The organism is Vibrio neptunius, assembly GCA_019339365.1.
Taxonomy (GTDB): Bacteria; Pseudomonadota; Gammaproteobacteria; order Enterobacterales; family Vibrionaceae; genus Vibrio; species Vibrio neptunius.
On the sequence record CP079859.1, the window covers coordinates 2,114,025 to 2,129,819 of the forward strand.

Consider the following 15,795-nt stretch of genomic DNA (forward strand, 5'->3'; position numbering starts at 1 on the left):
GCGGCTGAACCAACTCACGCTGCGTATCTTTCTGCCGAAGTCGGCTTCATCAGGAGTTATGTCGTTGAGCCCTTGATGTTTAAGCTCTTCATTATAAAACACTATGTAGCTGCCGATTTAAAACTCAGCTTCACGATGTGTCGTGTATGCTTTCAATTAAACCTCCTCATATTTCACACTTCTCCAGCATCGTTCGATAAAAACGTTATCGATCCAGCGACCTCTTCCATCCGTGTTGCTCCATACGCCATAGGCAGTGCGTTTTTGTGTGAACCCTGTGCAGTTAAAATGGCTGCCTTGATCTGAGTTGAAGATATCAGCTTAAGTGCCTGCTCAAGAGCTTCAATACAAAAACTCGTATCTATATTGTTAAATAACCGACAAGATATATACCAATCAATAATGGCAACCAAGTACAGGAATAATCGAAACAGTTCAACCACTTAAAGTCATGTCCGAAAATTGTTGTCCATTTCTGGCAACAGGGCCAGTGTATCTAGGTAATTGCTATCGTTATTATCCAACACAATATCAGTACCAAATTTCGTTTTAATCCCCTCTACAGCAACTACTAGGGAAGTGCACCATATTAAGGTTACATTGCTGTCAGAGCTTGATTATTAAAGCTCAGGAGAAACTAACAACGAAAAGACATCGCTGTATCGTCCTCGTTCTAATTTCTTCAAGTCGGTATTATCAAAGAACACTCGGATAGTGAAAGGGATCTGTGTGGTTGCTTGGCTACCTGCGATACGCGTTTCGGATTGAAGCAGTTGACCATCTTTGACTAATTCAGTTACCTTGCATTCAGGGCAGGCGATGGAGTAAGGAATGGCGCTGTTATTTGGCCCCTCGAGTTGATATTGGCGCCCTCGCGTCTGTAGTTTTAACTGCAAGTTTGTCAATATCTGTCCTTCTACCAGCACTTGATAACGAGTTTCTCCTGAAAGGTTTGGTGATCCATTTACTATATCGTAGCGGGTTTGCAGTTGATCGTGATTGGACACCGTTATTTTATTGATCTCTGGTGCCTGATGGTCAACTACGAACATAACGTTTTGAGTATCATTGGTTAAAACCCAAACATCAGAGCGGTTAAGCCATTGAAAATTGTAGTGGTAGGTCAATAACCCTTTATACTCACCGCTGGGTTTACCAGCCAATGCACTTTTTATGCTTTCCACATCAAGGGTAAACAAGGGTCGAACCGATGAAAATGGGTTTATGCTTTGACTCATTTTGAATACTGTTGATGCATGACAGTTCTCTCCCCATAACCGGATCACTTGACCATCGAACCAATCTTTACTGCACGAGCCTGTGATCTGATCTTGTCGTGTCGGAGCTTGTGTAGTGACCTGATACTCAATCCCGACAACAGATATTGGTATTATTGCACTATTGCTTGTGCTCGTCAGTTGCAAGGTCTTCGGGGCTTGCGTTATAGAGCCGGGTTTCCACTCTAGTGTTGAGGCGATCGCTGGCGCGAGGTTAGCATGGCCGGGTTTCAAACTACCACCGTGTTGTGTCACCTCGACGGCACTGAACCATTGGAATTGATCCCCTTTGAGACGCCCCTTGACTTGCACTTGTGCCGCGATGGGCAGGCTCACAAGTAGCATGAGCAATAATCCGGCTAACTTGCTCATTGAATCGTCTCTCCTGGTGATAGTGAATAGGTATTAGTATGTTTGCCGTTGACGGTGGTGACCGTAATCTCCAGCGGTTTATTGGCCAGAAAATCAGCCAGATTGACTCCAATTTTTCGGCCCGCGAGAACTTGGAATTTCTGTGAGCACGCTGGTGTGATCTCCTTGGTTGGGCAAGCGGAGACGGTTGTGTTGACAAAGGTGCTGTGTCTGTTGTTCATCTCAAGGCGTCTTCCATCATATTTGACGCCAAAGTCAACCCCGTCGGGTTTGCCAGGAATAAGGTAGATGGAGCCAAATCCTATCACCATCTGAATATTTTTTGTCTGTTGCTCATTGTCTTCAAAATAGGGCGCGGGAGTAAAAGAGATCTTAAACACTTCATCTTGAGTCGATTGACAAGGTTCTTGACACTGCCGAGTGACGCGAAAATCTTTTTCAAATCCTGGATCAATGATCGCCCGCGTAGGTCTTAAGTTAATGCGCCAGTCACTGAGGTTATCTCGGGTGTAAGAAGTGTACTTAATCTCTCCATCAATGATGTCTAGAGCGGAAATCGACGTATTCACGAATATGCGATATTCACTAGTATTCTTGATGGTATAGATCCCACTACCGTCTTTTTCAGCAACCAAAAACATAGAATTGATTTGCATACTGAATGCCTGAAAACTCAACATGACACTGCAGATGAGCCATAGATGCTTAACTATTTTCATCTCTTTTCTCTTTTTCTTGATATGGTAACCCTGAGTTCAATGTGCTCAGATCCAATGAATACTCTTTGTCTAGAACAAAGAGCGGGTATTCTGCTAAGGTCTCTTTTTGAGCTTGGCTTAGCTGTTGAGGGTTTTTAACGTATAGATAGAGCGATGCTCCAACCATCTTGTACTCAAATACATCAGGTTGATGTTTTAACCGATTGAGTAACGCCAGCCCTTGTTGTCTAGAGAACTTGCCGACGAACAGCCATTCTCCAATGCGGCTATTAAGGAGGGTTAAGTTGTCCAGCGTGTTTTGGGGGTGACGGTTTCCTTCTTACCAAGCCATTCTAACCCCGGCAAGCAATACCCTTTCGCTGCATGATCGTTTGGCGCCTTGTCGAATACACAGAGTCCCTGTTTAGAAACTACGTTGAAAGGCTGGCCTTTTAGGTGGCTTACCCGAAATACACCATCACTGGCTACGGGCTCAATATTGATGCAACCACTACCTAGACATTGGGCATCCAATATCGCTTTGCCTTCTAAGTTGTCGAGAATCAGTAGTGAGCTGTCCAAGTAGGTAACGCTAGGAGAAAAGTAGAGCACCGAACCTGGATAAACGAATGTCTCAAACTCGCTTTCATCCAACACTATGGGGAATCCAGAGTCATCCACTTTGAGTTGTATTGTCTGGTAATCGGTTAATGGAATTACCTGTTGGTCAACCAACGAAAAGCGCTTAGCTAAGCGATCTGAATAGCTGATGTATGACTTAAGAGGCATGGGTTCAGTCTCAACCTCTGTGACCGATTTAGCCACGTGCAGAAAGGCTTGGCCTTTTTCAGGCGAAAACATTACCCCTTGTTGGCCCCATGCCTGAGTCCCCGACATCCCTAAGGACAGGGTTTTGTCTCCTTTGTCATTGAGGTAAAAGTAGCTGCTTCCTTTTGCCCAGCGACTCTTGCCTGATGCAGAGCCGGTGAGATCAATACTCATTTGATCAGTGTCATTGTTAGTGACCCCAAATGCTCCGTAACTCGACCAATTGTCGCCACTTTGAGATAATCGGAGTTGGTTTTGGTTTTGAATATCCCCGTCGTCGTTGACTTGTATGGTCGAAGATACCGAGTAACGATCGTCCAAAGGCATCGACCAAGAGATCATAATGGAATAGTTATCGTCAAAGCCGGGTTGTGCCGAATACTGCGCAGAAATATCAAAGACACCACCAAATGCAGAGCGTGACCAACCGCCATAGATCAACTGTTGCTGAGTGTCGACACTGACGCGACTGGCTTCCCTTTCACTTTCATACCAACCAATTCGAAGGTAACCATTGCCCCCCAAGAATGCGCCAGACACGCCAAGCCCAATGTCACGGTATGAGTAAGAACCGTACAAGGCTTGGCTCAATTCGCTTGCACCAGATGGCAAATCCAATTGCTGGTAGTCAATAAACAGCGGCGAGAGAGAGAAACGCCCATACTGGAAATTACCACCCTGTGAAAAAGCGCCTAAAGCATAATCGAGTGTACCTTGGTCTCCCCAGTAGTATTGTGCACCAGCCTGATAATATTGCTCGCTTGAAGTGCCTGTCAGACCACTACTCAAAAACCACCTATCGTCCAAGCGGTAGGTCATAAGAGCCCGATAGTAGTCACGGTTTGACAGGGTTGACTCCTCATCCCAGCGTCCTAGCCCTACAGCATAGTCCCACTCTCCTGGGTTAATGAAATAGGTATTGTTATTTACAACCTGTCTTGTTTCTTTCAAGATCTCATTGCCAGAGACCTTAAGGGTGAGCGTTAGTTGATAGGTACCTTTCGGGAGTTCGGCGTAACTGATGTGCTGTGCGCCTTGGTTGATGATTTTGTTAAACAGCAATTGCTCGCCTCGATAAACCTCAAGTTGCCCAGCTTGCGGGGCAAAAAAGTCGATACGCTGATAGTCACTGACGCTGCTTTTATACAAATTTCGGCTGGAAGCTAGATAGACTGACAACCCACTTAACTCAGCGTGGTTACTTAAATAGTCGGTCGCGTTAAAATTGACACTGTACCGGTTTTTACCCACCTGAAGTCGATGGTTTCCTTCCAGTTCCGCGGTATACAGCGCCTGATAGAGTTCAAAATCGTATTGTTCGCTGTATTGCGTGTCGATGTTGATGTAACCCAGAGGTAAACCGCCAATCAGTGAGTTCGAAAGTGTCACATATTGGTGATCCTCGAAATCACTACTGGCGTAAAGATTCATCCAGTGAATGAGGCCATAATTTTCACTAAAGGGTGATGCAAAATCGTGCTCAGAGATGGTGCGATCCAAAGCGCCGATAGGAAGAACGATTCGCAGTACCGATGTGTCATAATCAAATACGTACTTGGCATGATCTGCCATTTCTAGTGTACAAGTCGCAAGGCGACCTTGACACTCGGAGTCAATTCCGACACCTTGTGTCAAGTCGGTCAAGATATCGTCTACAATGCGGCTTTTCACGTCATATCGGGTTAGAAATTGACGCAGTTGTCGATATCCTTCGTCGTCCTTCTCTACTCTGATCTGCTCGTAGCTTGCCAGAGCTGAAATGGTTTGAGCTTGACGAATATCCCCTAGTGAGACCGCTACATTTTTTTTGCGCTCGATAAAAAAGTCGCTAAAACCTGAGGGGTAAACTTCGTTAGCGATACAAAAGGGTGCCCCCATTAGCGACCAGCAAAAGAGTATTATGGCCAACGGATTGGACTTCATACGACTAACTCCGCTGTGAATCCAATAAAACCTCGGCATTCCCATTCAACGTCGGTTCTTGCAATTTTAGAAAACGCTAATGTCAGTTTATGGGGGCGCCACTTCTCTTGATTGTTAGTGGTGTTGAAGGAAAACCTTGATGACGAACCAAGGGGAATAGGTACGTCATCAAGTGACGCCGTCACATTTATCTTTTTATCCACCGCTTGGTTGTAACAATGATTATCCGACACAGACAACTCCAACTGATACAAGTCATAGCTTGAAGTAAGTGGTGCGGTAATGGTGATCAGTGTGCGTAAAGACTCGAAGGTCTCATTCTGAAAATCGTATTTCAAGTGCACATTTTTGTGTCGAATAACAAGCGATAACTCGCTGCTTAGCGTGGTTTTAAACACATTAACATAGGGGGAAAACTGAACCATTGTTGGTGCAGATAGAACACCTGTGCTCAAAGCAGCGGTAAACATAAAAATGACGGCTTTCATGGTTCACACTATATTGCTGACTTCAACATAGGTACGAACGCTGAACAACTCGCCTGATGAAGCGCTAAACGTATTGTTCGCGCCGGGCTCAATTCTCATTCGCACCAAGTCACTGGTGTGCGTTACGGGGGTAGAGGTGATTTCTGCACCATCGGAAACGCGAACCAGTTTCATGTCTGGGCCTGCGCCCCCAATCATCACACCTGCCAAGATCGTCTGCATAAACGCCAGTTTGATATCAAAACTGCTGGAGACATCTTGGTTGGTTTTATTAACCACATTAAATGCAAGCTCTGTGGAACCTTCCACTTCATAGCTCCCGTTGCCCAGTGATTTGAGCATAAGTGAACCGCTGGTGAGAGCAGGGTAACCGTCAGCACTTTTGATCTCGTAAGTGCTGTCTATAGAAGCTTTTGGAATGGTGGCTGACCACTGCAGATATGTGGCGGCAATATTAGCCGTCGCACTCGGTGCGATAAACATTGACAACAGTACTCCCATAGCACTGACTGTCGTTAAAGACTTATTGAATTGAGTTTTCATGAATCATTCCTTGTAAAGTGAATATTTGTTGTTGACTTAATGAACATTGGCTTGTTGACAGTGTGGTGTGTACTTTCCTCCCTAGTTGATGTTTCATCACATCGAACGAAACTGTTCTTTTTAAGGTGCTGAGAAACGGATCACGATATCTTTCGGCCACCCGCCTAGGTTGCTATTAACGAATGAGATGGTACTTTCACCGGGCGTCTGACTGGTGAAGTAGAAAGAGAGCTCGCCCTTGTGATTGGAATACTTGGTTTTGCCGAGTTCCCCACCATAAAATTGAGCGTTGCCATTTTTTACTCTGGCCGTTAAAGGTACCCCCTTGGCCAGTCTTTCTTGTCCAAATGGATATGTTTCCTCCACTTTGAAGGTCAACACCACTTGATCTTTGCCATCGGCGACCGCATCGCTTGACCCTACGTAATCAAACAGCAAGGTTTGTGCGCATGAGGAGTAGACTTCATTCACTTCATCCGTTTTTAGACCTGTTTTCATATCTAACGCATAATAATTAAAGTCTTTAATATCTAGATAAATGTATGGTTTGTCGGTTGGCCAACCAGCTTTTTCTACTAAATTTAAGTTGCCTTTTAATAATTCTTGCAAGTGGATTAGACGAGGTGCCCTACCAAAAAAATCACAGTATTTGGAGGCATCTTGAAGTGACATGGTGAGCATGTCCTTTTCTACCGAAGTGTCATAATATTTACCGATGGATAGACCAAAAAGCGAAAAGTTATAGCCTTCCGCTTCAGCGTATGTTTCTGGTGCGGTGTATATCCTATGATTGTCCAAAACGATCTTTTCCCAATCTCTGGGCATTGCGACATCAAAAGTCAGCATATTCCCTGAATATCCCCCAGCACTCTCTCCTGAGGTGGTATTGTCGTAAACCATGTAAAAGACATGGTGACGACCTGGCCTTGATGCGGAAAAACGGAAGGATTTGTTTTGGTTTTCTCCGGACACAACCTCAACATTGGCGGTTGAGCTTTTCACTTCAAACAATTGATAATCAAAGGTCCCAGCTTGCACAAACGAAGAGACGTCAACAGTGATCTCTTCATCTAAGAAATACTCTTTCCTCTTGCCATCATTAGGTAAGTGTCCGCTCCCTGCATTAACACTGACATAGCCGGGATCTTGTACGGTGACATAGATTTGTCCCAATCTAATTGCGGGTGTATTAACGGTTTGGTTGAATTGATTCGAGAGAGCGCTAGTTTCTGTAGCTCTAACCTTATAATCAATAACGGCGAGACCTGATTGATTGACAGCAGAGGCATCAATGTTGATTTTGCTATTGTTCAGGGTTGTGGCTTGAATATCGCCTTGTACCGAGACAATGCTGTCCAACGTGAACCCTGATTCCATGGGCAGGGTTACCTCTATTTTTTGGCCTCGGACAAGCTCACGACTAAGAGGAGCCAAATCTACCACCTCTAACGTACTGGTCAGTACTCGAGCTTGATTTTGCTTTTGAATGATCTCGCCATTGCCACTCTGGGCTGTCACTGTGTATTTATAAATGCACACATCTTGCTGTTTAACGAAATAGAAGCCATGGTCGTTGGTACTATTGACAGTGCAAACTTGTGATAAATCGGATAAAGCGACTACATCGAGAGTATAAGAGAGTGCTGAGTCGCTAGAAATATAGGTATTCAAGTCGATAAACCCCTGATTGTCTGGGGTATTGATCAGAGCAGGTTGTAATCTGAGTGTTGCTGATCCTTGAGTTTGTTCGGACTTCGACTCTTCATGCTCGTCACCTTGGCAACCAACTAAAAACAAGTTGAGCAACAGCAAGAGGCTAAACAAGCCAGTTTTTGATGCGTTAGCCACTTCTTTTTTTTTGTTTTCCATTACGTCATCTCTTAAATATTCTTGTATCAGGGCTGAATTGCGACAGCCGCTGATTTCTGGATGAGTAATTTGATATATAAATTTTTAGGGGGTTATTAATTTAATCTTATTTATACTTGATAATCTATTATTTTTAATAAATTCAATAGGATAGGGTGAGTGTTTATCCGCTACTGTCGTTGCTAAGTAACATGAGTTACTGCTTAAGTTTTATAAATCGCCTATGAATGTCACTCATAATCGCGAACCCAATGAGATGAAAAAAGCTGGCCAATATTGACCGATAAGGAGATTCATCAGCCATAAAGCCCGCAAAAAGTACTACCGACGGAAACAGCCGCAATTTTTAGAGCTGCAATCCACATGAACACTTGAGAAGAACTTTCCCTCGGTGAATAGTCAACCCTAGCTGTCAGGCTTGCAGCAAAGAAAAGTGCATTGGCGACACCGCATATGAAGTAAGCGCTAAGACCGAACTCATAGACAGTAGCTAATGAAGCGAGAAATAGCCCACCTGATACTCCTAAGGCTGATAGCGTCATAAGTTGTTGTGGTTCTTTGAGAATGGGAAAGCGAATTAAACAAACAGAGCCTAGTAAATTGCCGATGCCGAACAGAGAAATGAGGGTAGCGGAGCTGTTTTGATCTTGTCCCCAATCTTCAACGAGAGAAATTGCGCAGACCGGCAGTGCAGCAAGTGAAAATGAGGTCGCTACGGTTAGGTACATGGTACGAGTTAGCGGCCCATTGGTGATTATTTGCCGTGCGACCATAGCAACGCTTGGCACAGCAGCAGGGCTAAGGTTATTCGGTTCACTCTTTGGTAGCTTCAGTATTAACAGGGCACTGATTAATGGAAAAAAAGCAATTGTTATCATCGCTGACTGTGTATCACTGATTTCCGTCAATCCTGCAACTAGCATAGGACCCAAAGTTCCTCCTACAGCGTAGCTGCAGACATCCCAAGCATGCGCTTTTCTTCTCATCGAATCGCTGGCACTGAGTAAAGTGTTCAGCAGCCCACTGATCCCGCCCATCAAATAGGGTGCAGAACTGCCACAAGCAATAAGAAATAATATCAGAACAGGCAATGTTAAATGTTGGAACCAGAATGTCGTTATGGCCATGAAAGCACTATAGATAAAAGCGGCTACGATGATCAGTCTTCTCGAGTCGGTCGCAATATCCAACCAACGTCCCCATATGGGGCCAAGTAAATGTGGGGCGCTCAGACAAGCGGCAAGTATCCCCATCTGATGGCTAGGTATCCCTTTTTCAGATGAGAGGATCAATATGCCGACAATGGCAGCACCTGTTGCTGTTCTCGCAAAGCAAGCAAGACTAAAGTACAACAGCAATAAACGTCTATGCTCCTGATGACTCCGATTCGAGGTACTAACATTGTCCATATCTATTTCCCAAGGTCATCATTAAGCTAGGTCTAGTTCTGAGATAAGGTTTTTCAGCTGGAGCTTGGATTCGCTGTCTAATCCAGTGAGAGGCGCAGGTAAACATGGAGATTCGGCATAGCCCAGAAGCTCAGCAGCACTTACCATTACACGCATACCACCAAGATTATCTGAGAACAATTGCCACAACTTTTCATATTTCAAAGACAGTTGTTTCGCTTGTTCTGGGTCACTCTGTTTTGCTTGCTCAAATAGGTGTTTAGCTGTACGAGGGAACAGACCAGCGAGGACTGAATACCACACATCACATCCGCTTTGTATGCCCATAGAAGCAAAAGCGTCACCACTGACACCAATAGTTACCTTCTCAGGTACGAGTTCTTTTAGGGTCTGAACTCTATCTTGCCCCTGGTTTTTAAACTGAGCTCCGGGGAACTTTATTGACTGCACCATTTTAAGCTTGGCGATCTCGGCATGGAGCTGATCGCTAAAGGTAAAGTGAGTCGCGCTAGGGTTGTCATAGACACAAATCGGCACAGAAACATTGTCAGACACACACCGATACAGCTCATAGACTTCCTCATCAAAGAGACGTTGATAGGAAAGCGGCGCGAGCAAAAAGCCCTTTGACACCAAGTTGTTCTGCTTGTTGAGCATTCGCGAGCACATCTCTTAATCTCAGCGCTCCAATACCCGCTAAGACAGGAGTACTTCCTGCCATTTCGACTGCTGTTGAGATCGCCGCATGTTTTTCTTTTGCGTTTAAGTATGGATATAAGCCAGTCGATCCGAGTGCACATATAGAATCTACCTTGGCGTCAACTAAGCGGCCAAGAATCTTATAGTACGCCTCGGTATCGACTTGTTCGTTTGAGATAGGGGTAATAGGGAAGGCACTTATTCCTTGAAAAATCATTAGTTTATTCCTTTGGATAATTGATTGGTGGTGGACTTGACGTCAATAATGAAATAAACACTCACAAGTGTTATCTTAGTCATAGCCATAAAAACTAATTGTCATAGTTCAATATAAACATTGTCATAGGACAAACATGAAAGTCAAGATAAATGGGCAAACCGGGCAGGAATTATTTGAGTCTGTTCGGTCTTTGATTGCGTCAGGAGAGTTAAAAGAGGGAGATTCGCTGCCTCCAGTAAGGGAGCTTGCAGCAGATGTCGGCGTCAATAGAAATACCGTCGCTGGTGTCTATCAACGCTTGGTAAAATCAGGGTTAGCAGAGACTAAAGGCCGTTTAGGTACGCGCGTTAAAGCGAGGCAATCACAACAGCAGCAAGACGGGATAACAGAAACGAAGTTAATGGATCTTGCTGACGGCAATCTCCTTAAGGAATGGTTCCCCAACCTTGAACAATTAGCCGGAAAAGCGCAACTGAGACAGTTTGTCTATGGTGAAGCGCCTATTTTGCCTGATATTGAGACGTTTGGTCGAGAGTGGTTCATAGACGTGTGCCCGGACAACATGGGTTTATCGATCACCAGTGGGGCGGTCGATTCATTGGAACGCTTGATGTCAGCCCATTTATTACCCGGTGATCAAGTGGTTGTCGAAGACCCCTGCTATCTGGGTTCTTCGACTGCTATCAAGTTGGCTGGAATGCGTCCAGTAGGTGTTAAAATCGACGCTCATGGCATGATCGTCGATGAGCTTGAATCCAAGCTAAAAAAAAGGGGCTAGGGCCGTATTGTTTACTCCGAGAGCCCATAACCCTACCGGGTGTTGTTATAGTGAAGAAAGAGCTGCAGCTATTCGCCGAGTGCTACAACGGTTTCCGAATGTGCTGGTGTTAATTGATGATCACTATGCCTTACTTGCTCAGCAACCCTATTACAGTTTGGTGCCGGACAACGGTGTATTTTGGGCTGTGTTTCGCTCAGTATCAAAAGGGTTAGGCCCAGATCTAAGGCTTGCTTTTGTCGCTGCTGACCCAGTGACAACAGAACGTCTTCACAGTCGATTGACTGTAGGCATGAACTGGGTCAGCCGTATCCTTCAATCGCTCGTTATCTGCGCACTAACGTCAAAAAGTGTTGGGCAACGGCTACAATTGATGAGTGAAGACTGTAGACAAAGGAACCAATGGTTGATTGAAGCGCTTGAAGTTCATGGAATATCAATTGCTGGTCCTGTTGAAGGTGTTAACTTATGGGTTCCCGTCAATGGTGACCCTCAAGCGCGCGCGTATGAGCTATCAAAACGTGGTTGGCTGGTGAGACCAGGCGGCCAATTTGATATTGACGGCAAAGCGATGGGGCTGCGGATAACCACAACTAAGCTGGACCAAGAGCTCGCTTCGCAATTAGCTCAAGATATTGCGCAGGTTGACAGGTAGCTAAGATTAAACGTCCAATACCTTGCAGGATCAAACCGAATTTTTGGAACCAGAGCAACTGAGCGTAGTGCAGCACCGATGCGACATTCGCTTCCTAGCCAATTGAACCCAAGGGTTTTTGTCGTTCACTCACCGTATATATCAAAAGGTCGTATCACATTTATTCGCTAGTGATGCGACCATAGAGAACAATCAACTAGTACTTAAAGTTAGCGACAATTTGCTCCAGCTTATGGCTAACACCAGAGACTTGTTCGCTGCAACGAACAGAACCCGCTACTACTTGGTGGGTATCACCTGCCAAATGTGCAATCTCGGTAATGTTGCGATCGATTTCCGCTGATACCATGGACTGTTCTTCTGAAGCCGTCGCGATTTGTGTATTCATGTCGGACATTTCGCTGATCCGCAGTGTCATAGCGTCAATTGCGCTGACCACTTCCTTAGTGCTGGTCTTGGTGTGACGTGCTTGTTCTAAACTTGAAGACATTTTCGTCACTGTCTGTTGTATACCAGATGTCAGGCCCTGAATCGTCGTTTCTATTTGGTGGGTGGAATTATTTGTCATTAGCGAAAGTTGTCTGACTTCATCGGCAACAACTGCAAAGCCACGGCCATTTTCACCCGCGCGAGCGGCTTCTATTGCCGCATTCAACGCAAGGAGGTTGGTTTGTTCTGCAATCCCTTGAATCGTTGCGATCACCTGATGAATTTCTTTGCTTTGTTCATCTAGATTTTCAATTAAGGTTTGAGAATCTTCAATATTCGTTGATAGAGCCTCAATACTGTCGCTAGTAGAGTGGGTAACTTTGAGCGCGCCATCAGCTTGATGTTTCATACTTTCTGCATTCTGTGCTGCGGATTCAATATTGGCGGTTATTTCATTGCTGGTCATGACTAATTGGTTGACGGCTGTTGCCACTGACTCTGACTGTACCTTTTGCTGCTCCGCGTTGTTCATGCTTTTTACTGCGGCATGTTCCGAACTGCATGAACTTTCACTCAATACAGACATCACACCGGCCAACTCTTTTACATGGCCGTGCAGTTGAGAAATAAATCGATCAAAAGAGTTGGCAAGCTGGGCTAATTCATCATCACCTTTGGCATTCATACGCACCGTAAGATCACCATCCCCGCTGGCAATGTTTTCCATAAGAAGATTGATGGCTTGAATGCGGCTTAGGATGCTTCTTCCTATTAGAAGCAACATACTAGAGAGTAAAACAACTATCGCACTTCCGATTAAGAAAAGTTGAGTTTTTATCTGCGAGGATTTTTGAGAAATGACTTGGCTGATCTCCGTTTGAAGTCCATTGATGGCTTTCTCTGTAGTATGCACGTTAGCTCTTAGTGCGCCGCGCAGCCCTTCTCTAGAGGTCAACCCTAGTACTTCGTAGGCTTCGACTATGCTTTCTGCACTGTGGCGGTATTCAGTAAACACAGGCTCAAGCCCCTGAGGTACATGCTCACTGGCAGAGAATTTGTCAAGCGCGGCTAGAAAGGTCACACTGGTTTCTTTATTGGTGCTCGCGAGATATTGATAATCGGCTTCCATTAGCTCAAGCAGTTCAACTTCAAGAACAAAACTGTCTTTTTCAGCTGTGGCGACTTTCAATGCTTTTCTTGAGCGCTCCAATTGTGTAATTAAATTGGATGTGACATTCATCCCCTCAATTGTGTTCACTTGGTTTACCAATTGGTGGAACTGAACTTGATATTGATTGAGAGTCGACACAATAGTGGAAGTACGCTCTTCCATATCAAGATTGTGCGATTTTAAAATTCTGTTGAGAGCCGTTAAACGTGCGGATAGCTCTTCAAACGTTGCGTCGAAATGTTGCGGGTATTTCATCTCTTTACGCGCAATAAAGTCTTTTTCGTGACGGCGTAACATAAGCAGGTCAACAGAGCTTTGTAAATTATCCATGGCGGCCTGTTCTAAGGACTCGAAGCTATTAAAGCTGACTTGTTCATAGTAGGCGTACAAGCCGACGCTAACCAGCAAAGTCAAATTGATGAGGATTAACTTAGCTCGTATGGAAAAAGAAAAAGCAAATCGCTCTGATTTGGGTGAGCCGTTCATGGACACCTCCGTTTAGCCTGATGACGTTAAATATTCGCTTGAATTATGTACATTATGACAATATTGTTAATGCGAATATAAAACTAATAGCATTGAAGAGGTGTTTTTCAAGTTAGCTGGCTATAAATGTTATTTCATATCACCTTTTGCATCAAAGACGATGTATTCAGGGCGATTGAAAACCAAATAACACAGTTCAAATTGGCTCTCGGTTCGCTTTGCTGTTTCACTTCACATAAATACAGTAGAACTTGAAAGCGTGCGACCATGGTCTAATTCCAACCGCTTCTGATGCTAAGCGCTAAGTGCTAAGCTAGCAACAAAGATAAGAGAAAGGAATGTCGTATGAAATTTCCGTATCGAAATATCGTTATACTTACCGGCGCGGGTATCTCGGCTGAGTCAGGGATTCAGACTTTTAGAGCTCAGGACGGATTATGGGAAAATCACCGCATTGAAGATGTAGCTACTCCTGAAGGGTTTGATCGTAATCCAGACCTTGTACAGAGCTTTTACAATCAGCGCCGGTTGAAACTTCAGGAAAAGGGGATCGATCCTAATCCCGCACATTTAGCTTTGGGGCGTCTTGAAAAAGAACTCGACGGTACAGTCACCATCATTACCCAGAATATTGATAACCTTCATGAGCGTGGTGGAAGTGTGAATGTGATTCATATGCATGGAGAGCTACTGAAAGCGCGATGTAGCGAATCCAATCAGGTAGTCGAAGCGAAAGGAGACATTAAAACCGGTGATCTATGCCACTGTTGTCAGATCCCTTCCCAGATGCGGCCTCACATCGTTTGGTTTGGAGAAATGCCTCTACGAATGGGTGAAATCTACGAATCGTTAGAAAAGGCCGATTTGTTTATCTCAATTGGTACTTCAGGGGTTGTCTATCCTGCCGCAGGATTTGTACATGATGCCAAGATGCATGGTGCGCATACACTTGAAATCAACCTGGAGCCAAGTGCGGTTGAAAGTGAATTTGAAGAGAAACGCTATGGTAAAGCCAGTCTTGAAGTACCTAAATTGGTTGAGGAAATACTCTCGCTGCAACGGCCGGACGCTCGGCATGCGTAACTCAGTCGTTCTGAATAGTTTTACGCTGAGAGTGTTTCATTTCGTACATCGCTTTGTCCGTTTTTATCAGGTTCTCTTTTAAGGTTTCAGGGGTAGAGGACTCAATACCATAGCTAAATAAGATTTGCTCTGCTATCAGATCTTGTTTGATTCTATCGATAAAGGCTTCACCTTCTCCCGGGCCGACCACAATCACAAATTCATCCCCGCCGATGCGAAATGCTTGATCTGTTGGATTTACCGATGCATTGACCGCTTGTGCGAAACGGATGATAGTTAAATCACCGCTGGCGTGCCCATGGGTGTCATTAATTTGCTTCAATCCATCCAAATCGATGTAGATTAAATCGAATTGCTTGCGAGCGATTGAGAACAGTTTCTTTCGGTTAAAAAGCCCGGTTAAATCATCGGTATACGCATGCTCTCTCATTTGGCGGAATAGTTGTGTCACACCAAAAGCAATCAGCAGGTACGCAATCTGGACTCCACCATCTTCTATCAAGATATGAGTGAATTCATTGTTGTCTGCCCATTGGTCAAAAGTAGGGATTTCCGTGATGATATCGTAGCCTTGATTGACAATAAGGAGTATCAGCCCCAGTTTGATAAAGGTGTTGCTATGGTATAATTCGCGCGAAACAAAGTAGATGAAAAGCAGAACGAATAGCGTATTCGCTTCAAATAGAAGATCGCTATAAGATTCAGGGTTCGTTTGATAGCTGATCGTTGTAACCAGTATCGCAAGCCCAGACAGCACGCAGAAGCCAGATAGGAATCTTTTGTACTTTACAATCATAGCGTCCTCGGTCGGTGAGAAAACAAATAAAGCGGCCAGAGCCGCTTTATTAAGTATATAACTGAAAACAA

Annotated in this window: 12 protein-coding genes and 2 pseudogenes; 2 read left to right on the plus strand and 12 right to left on the minus strand. The window is 44.6% G+C overall.

From position 1 onward, the window contains the following. Positions 1–173 precede the first annotated feature (173 nt). The 10 genes and pseudogenes from KW548_10020 to KW548_10065 form a co-directional block, all read right to left on the minus strand. Positions 174–443, minus strand: a complete 270-nt coding sequence (locus KW548_10020; GenBank protein ID QXX05561.1) for a hypothetical protein — start codon at positions 441–443, stop codon at positions 174–176. A gap of 177 nt (positions 444–620) precedes the next feature. After that, positions 621–1,649, minus strand: a complete 1,029-nt coding sequence (locus KW548_10025; GenBank protein QXX05562.1) for a hypothetical protein — start codon at positions 1,647–1,649, stop codon at positions 621–623. Next, positions 1,646–2,368 (minus strand): hypothetical protein, encoded by a 723-nt coding sequence (locus KW548_10030; protein QXX05563.1) that lies wholly within the window; start codon positions 2,366–2,368, stop codon positions 1,646–1,648. The genes KW548_10025 and KW548_10030 overlap by 4 nt, the downstream gene beginning before the upstream one ends. Then, on the minus strand, positions 2,355–2,534 hold the full coding sequence (locus KW548_10035) for a hypothetical protein (GenBank protein QXX05564.1): 180 nt from the start codon (positions 2,532–2,534) through the stop codon (positions 2,355–2,357). The genes KW548_10030 and KW548_10035 overlap by 14 nt, the downstream gene beginning before the upstream one ends. Before the next feature lie 113 nt (positions 2,535–2,647). Continuing rightward, complete coding sequence (locus KW548_10040; GenBank protein ID QXX05565.1) at positions 2,648–5,098, minus strand: TcfC E-set like domain-containing protein; 2,451 nt, start codon at positions 5,096–5,098, stop codon at positions 2,648–2,650. Next, complete coding sequence (locus tag KW548_10045) at positions 5,095–5,586, minus strand: hypothetical protein (GenBank protein ID QXX05566.1); 492 nt, start codon at positions 5,584–5,586, stop codon at positions 5,095–5,097. The genes KW548_10040 and KW548_10045 overlap by 4 nt, the downstream gene beginning before the upstream one ends. A 3-nt stretch (positions 5,587–5,589) precedes the next feature. Continuing rightward, complete coding sequence (locus KW548_10050) at positions 5,590–6,129, minus strand: hypothetical protein (GenBank protein ID QXX05567.1); 540 nt, start codon at positions 6,127–6,129, stop codon at positions 5,590–5,592. Positions 6,130–6,249: 120 nt separating this feature from the next. Further along, the gene (locus tag KW548_10055) at positions 6,250–7,998 is read right to left on the minus strand and encodes a hypothetical protein (protein ID QXX05568.1); all 1,749 of its coding nucleotides are present in this window, start codon (positions 7,996–7,998) and stop codon (positions 6,250–6,252) included. Positions 7,999–8,294: 296 nt separating this feature from the next. Continuing rightward, positions 8,295–9,407, minus strand: coding sequence for an MFS transporter (locus tag KW548_10060; GenBank protein QXX05569.1), 1,113 nt, complete (start codon positions 9,405–9,407; stop codon positions 8,295–8,297). Between the two features lie 21 nt (positions 9,408–9,428). Next, a pseudogene (locus KW548_10065) lies at positions 9,429–10,323 on the minus strand (dihydrodipicolinate synthase family protein). A 136-nt stretch (positions 10,324–10,459) separates the two neighbouring features. Here KW548_10065 and KW548_10070 point away from each other — a divergent pair. Further along, a pseudogene (locus KW548_10070) lies at positions 10,460–11,759 on the plus strand (aminotransferase class I/II-fold pyridoxal phosphate-dependent enzyme). Positions 11,760–11,955: 196 nt separating this feature from the next. Here KW548_10070 and KW548_10075 read toward each other — a convergent pair. Further along, positions 11,956–13,845, minus strand: coding sequence for a methyl-accepting chemotaxis protein (locus tag KW548_10075; protein ID QXX05570.1), 1,890 nt, complete (start codon positions 13,843–13,845; stop codon positions 11,956–11,958). A gap of 345 nt (positions 13,846–14,190) precedes the next feature. Here KW548_10075 and cobB point away from each other — a divergent pair, with 345 nt between their 5' ends. Beyond that, complete coding sequence (gene cobB / locus KW548_10080; protein ID QXX05571.1) at positions 14,191–14,928, plus strand: NAD-dependent protein deacylase; 738 nt, start codon at positions 14,191–14,193, stop codon at positions 14,926–14,928. Position 14,929: 1 nt separating this feature from the next. Here the strand turns inward: cobB and KW548_10085 are convergent, their stop codons facing one another. Then, positions 14,930–15,724: a GGDEF domain-containing protein gene (locus KW548_10085; GenBank protein ID QXX05572.1), complete on the minus strand. Its 795-nt coding sequence runs from the start codon at positions 15,722–15,724 to the stop codon at positions 14,930–14,932. Positions 15,725–15,795: the final 71 nt, after the last annotated feature.

Bases quoted from the DNA above. Each gene is read 5' to 3' on its own strand.
- KW548_10025 (QXX05562.1), bottom strand. From the start codon at position 1,649: ATGAGCAAGTTAGCCGGATTATTGCTCATGCTACTTGTGAGCCTGCCC.
- KW548_10030 (QXX05563.1), bottom strand. From the start codon at position 2,368: ATGAAAATAGTTAAGCATCTATGGCTCATCTGCAGTGTCATGTTGAGT.
- KW548_10035 (QXX05564.1), bottom strand. From the start codon at position 2,534: ATGGTTGGAGCATCGCTCTATCTATACGTTAAAAACCCTCAACAGCTA.
- KW548_10040 (QXX05565.1), bottom strand. From the start codon at position 5,098: ATGAAGTCCAATCCGTTGGCCATAATACTCTTTTGCTGGTCGCTAATG.
- KW548_10045 (QXX05566.1), bottom strand. From the start codon at position 5,586: ATGAAAGCCGTCATTTTTATGTTTACCGCTGCTTTGAGCACAGGTGTT.
- KW548_10050 (QXX05567.1), bottom strand. From the start codon at position 6,129: ATGAAAACTCAATTCAATAAGTCTTTAACGACAGTCAGTGCTATGGGA.
- KW548_10055 (QXX05568.1), bottom strand. From the start codon at position 7,998: ATGGAAAACAAAAAAAAAGAAGTGGCTAACGCATCAAAAACTGGCTTG.
- KW548_10060 (QXX05569.1), bottom strand. From the start codon at position 9,407: ATGGACAATGTTAGTACCTCGAATCGGAGTCATCAGGAGCATAGACGT.
- KW548_10075 (QXX05570.1), bottom strand. From the start codon at position 13,845: ATGAACGGCTCACCCAAATCAGAGCGATTTGCTTTTTCTTTTTCCATA.
- cobB (QXX05571.1), top strand. From the start codon at position 14,191: ATGAAATTTCCGTATCGAAATATCGTTATACTTACCGGCGCGGGTATC.
- KW548_10085 (QXX05572.1), bottom strand. From the start codon at position 15,724: ATGATTGTAAAGTACAAAAGATTCCTATCTGGCTTCTGCGTGCTGTCT.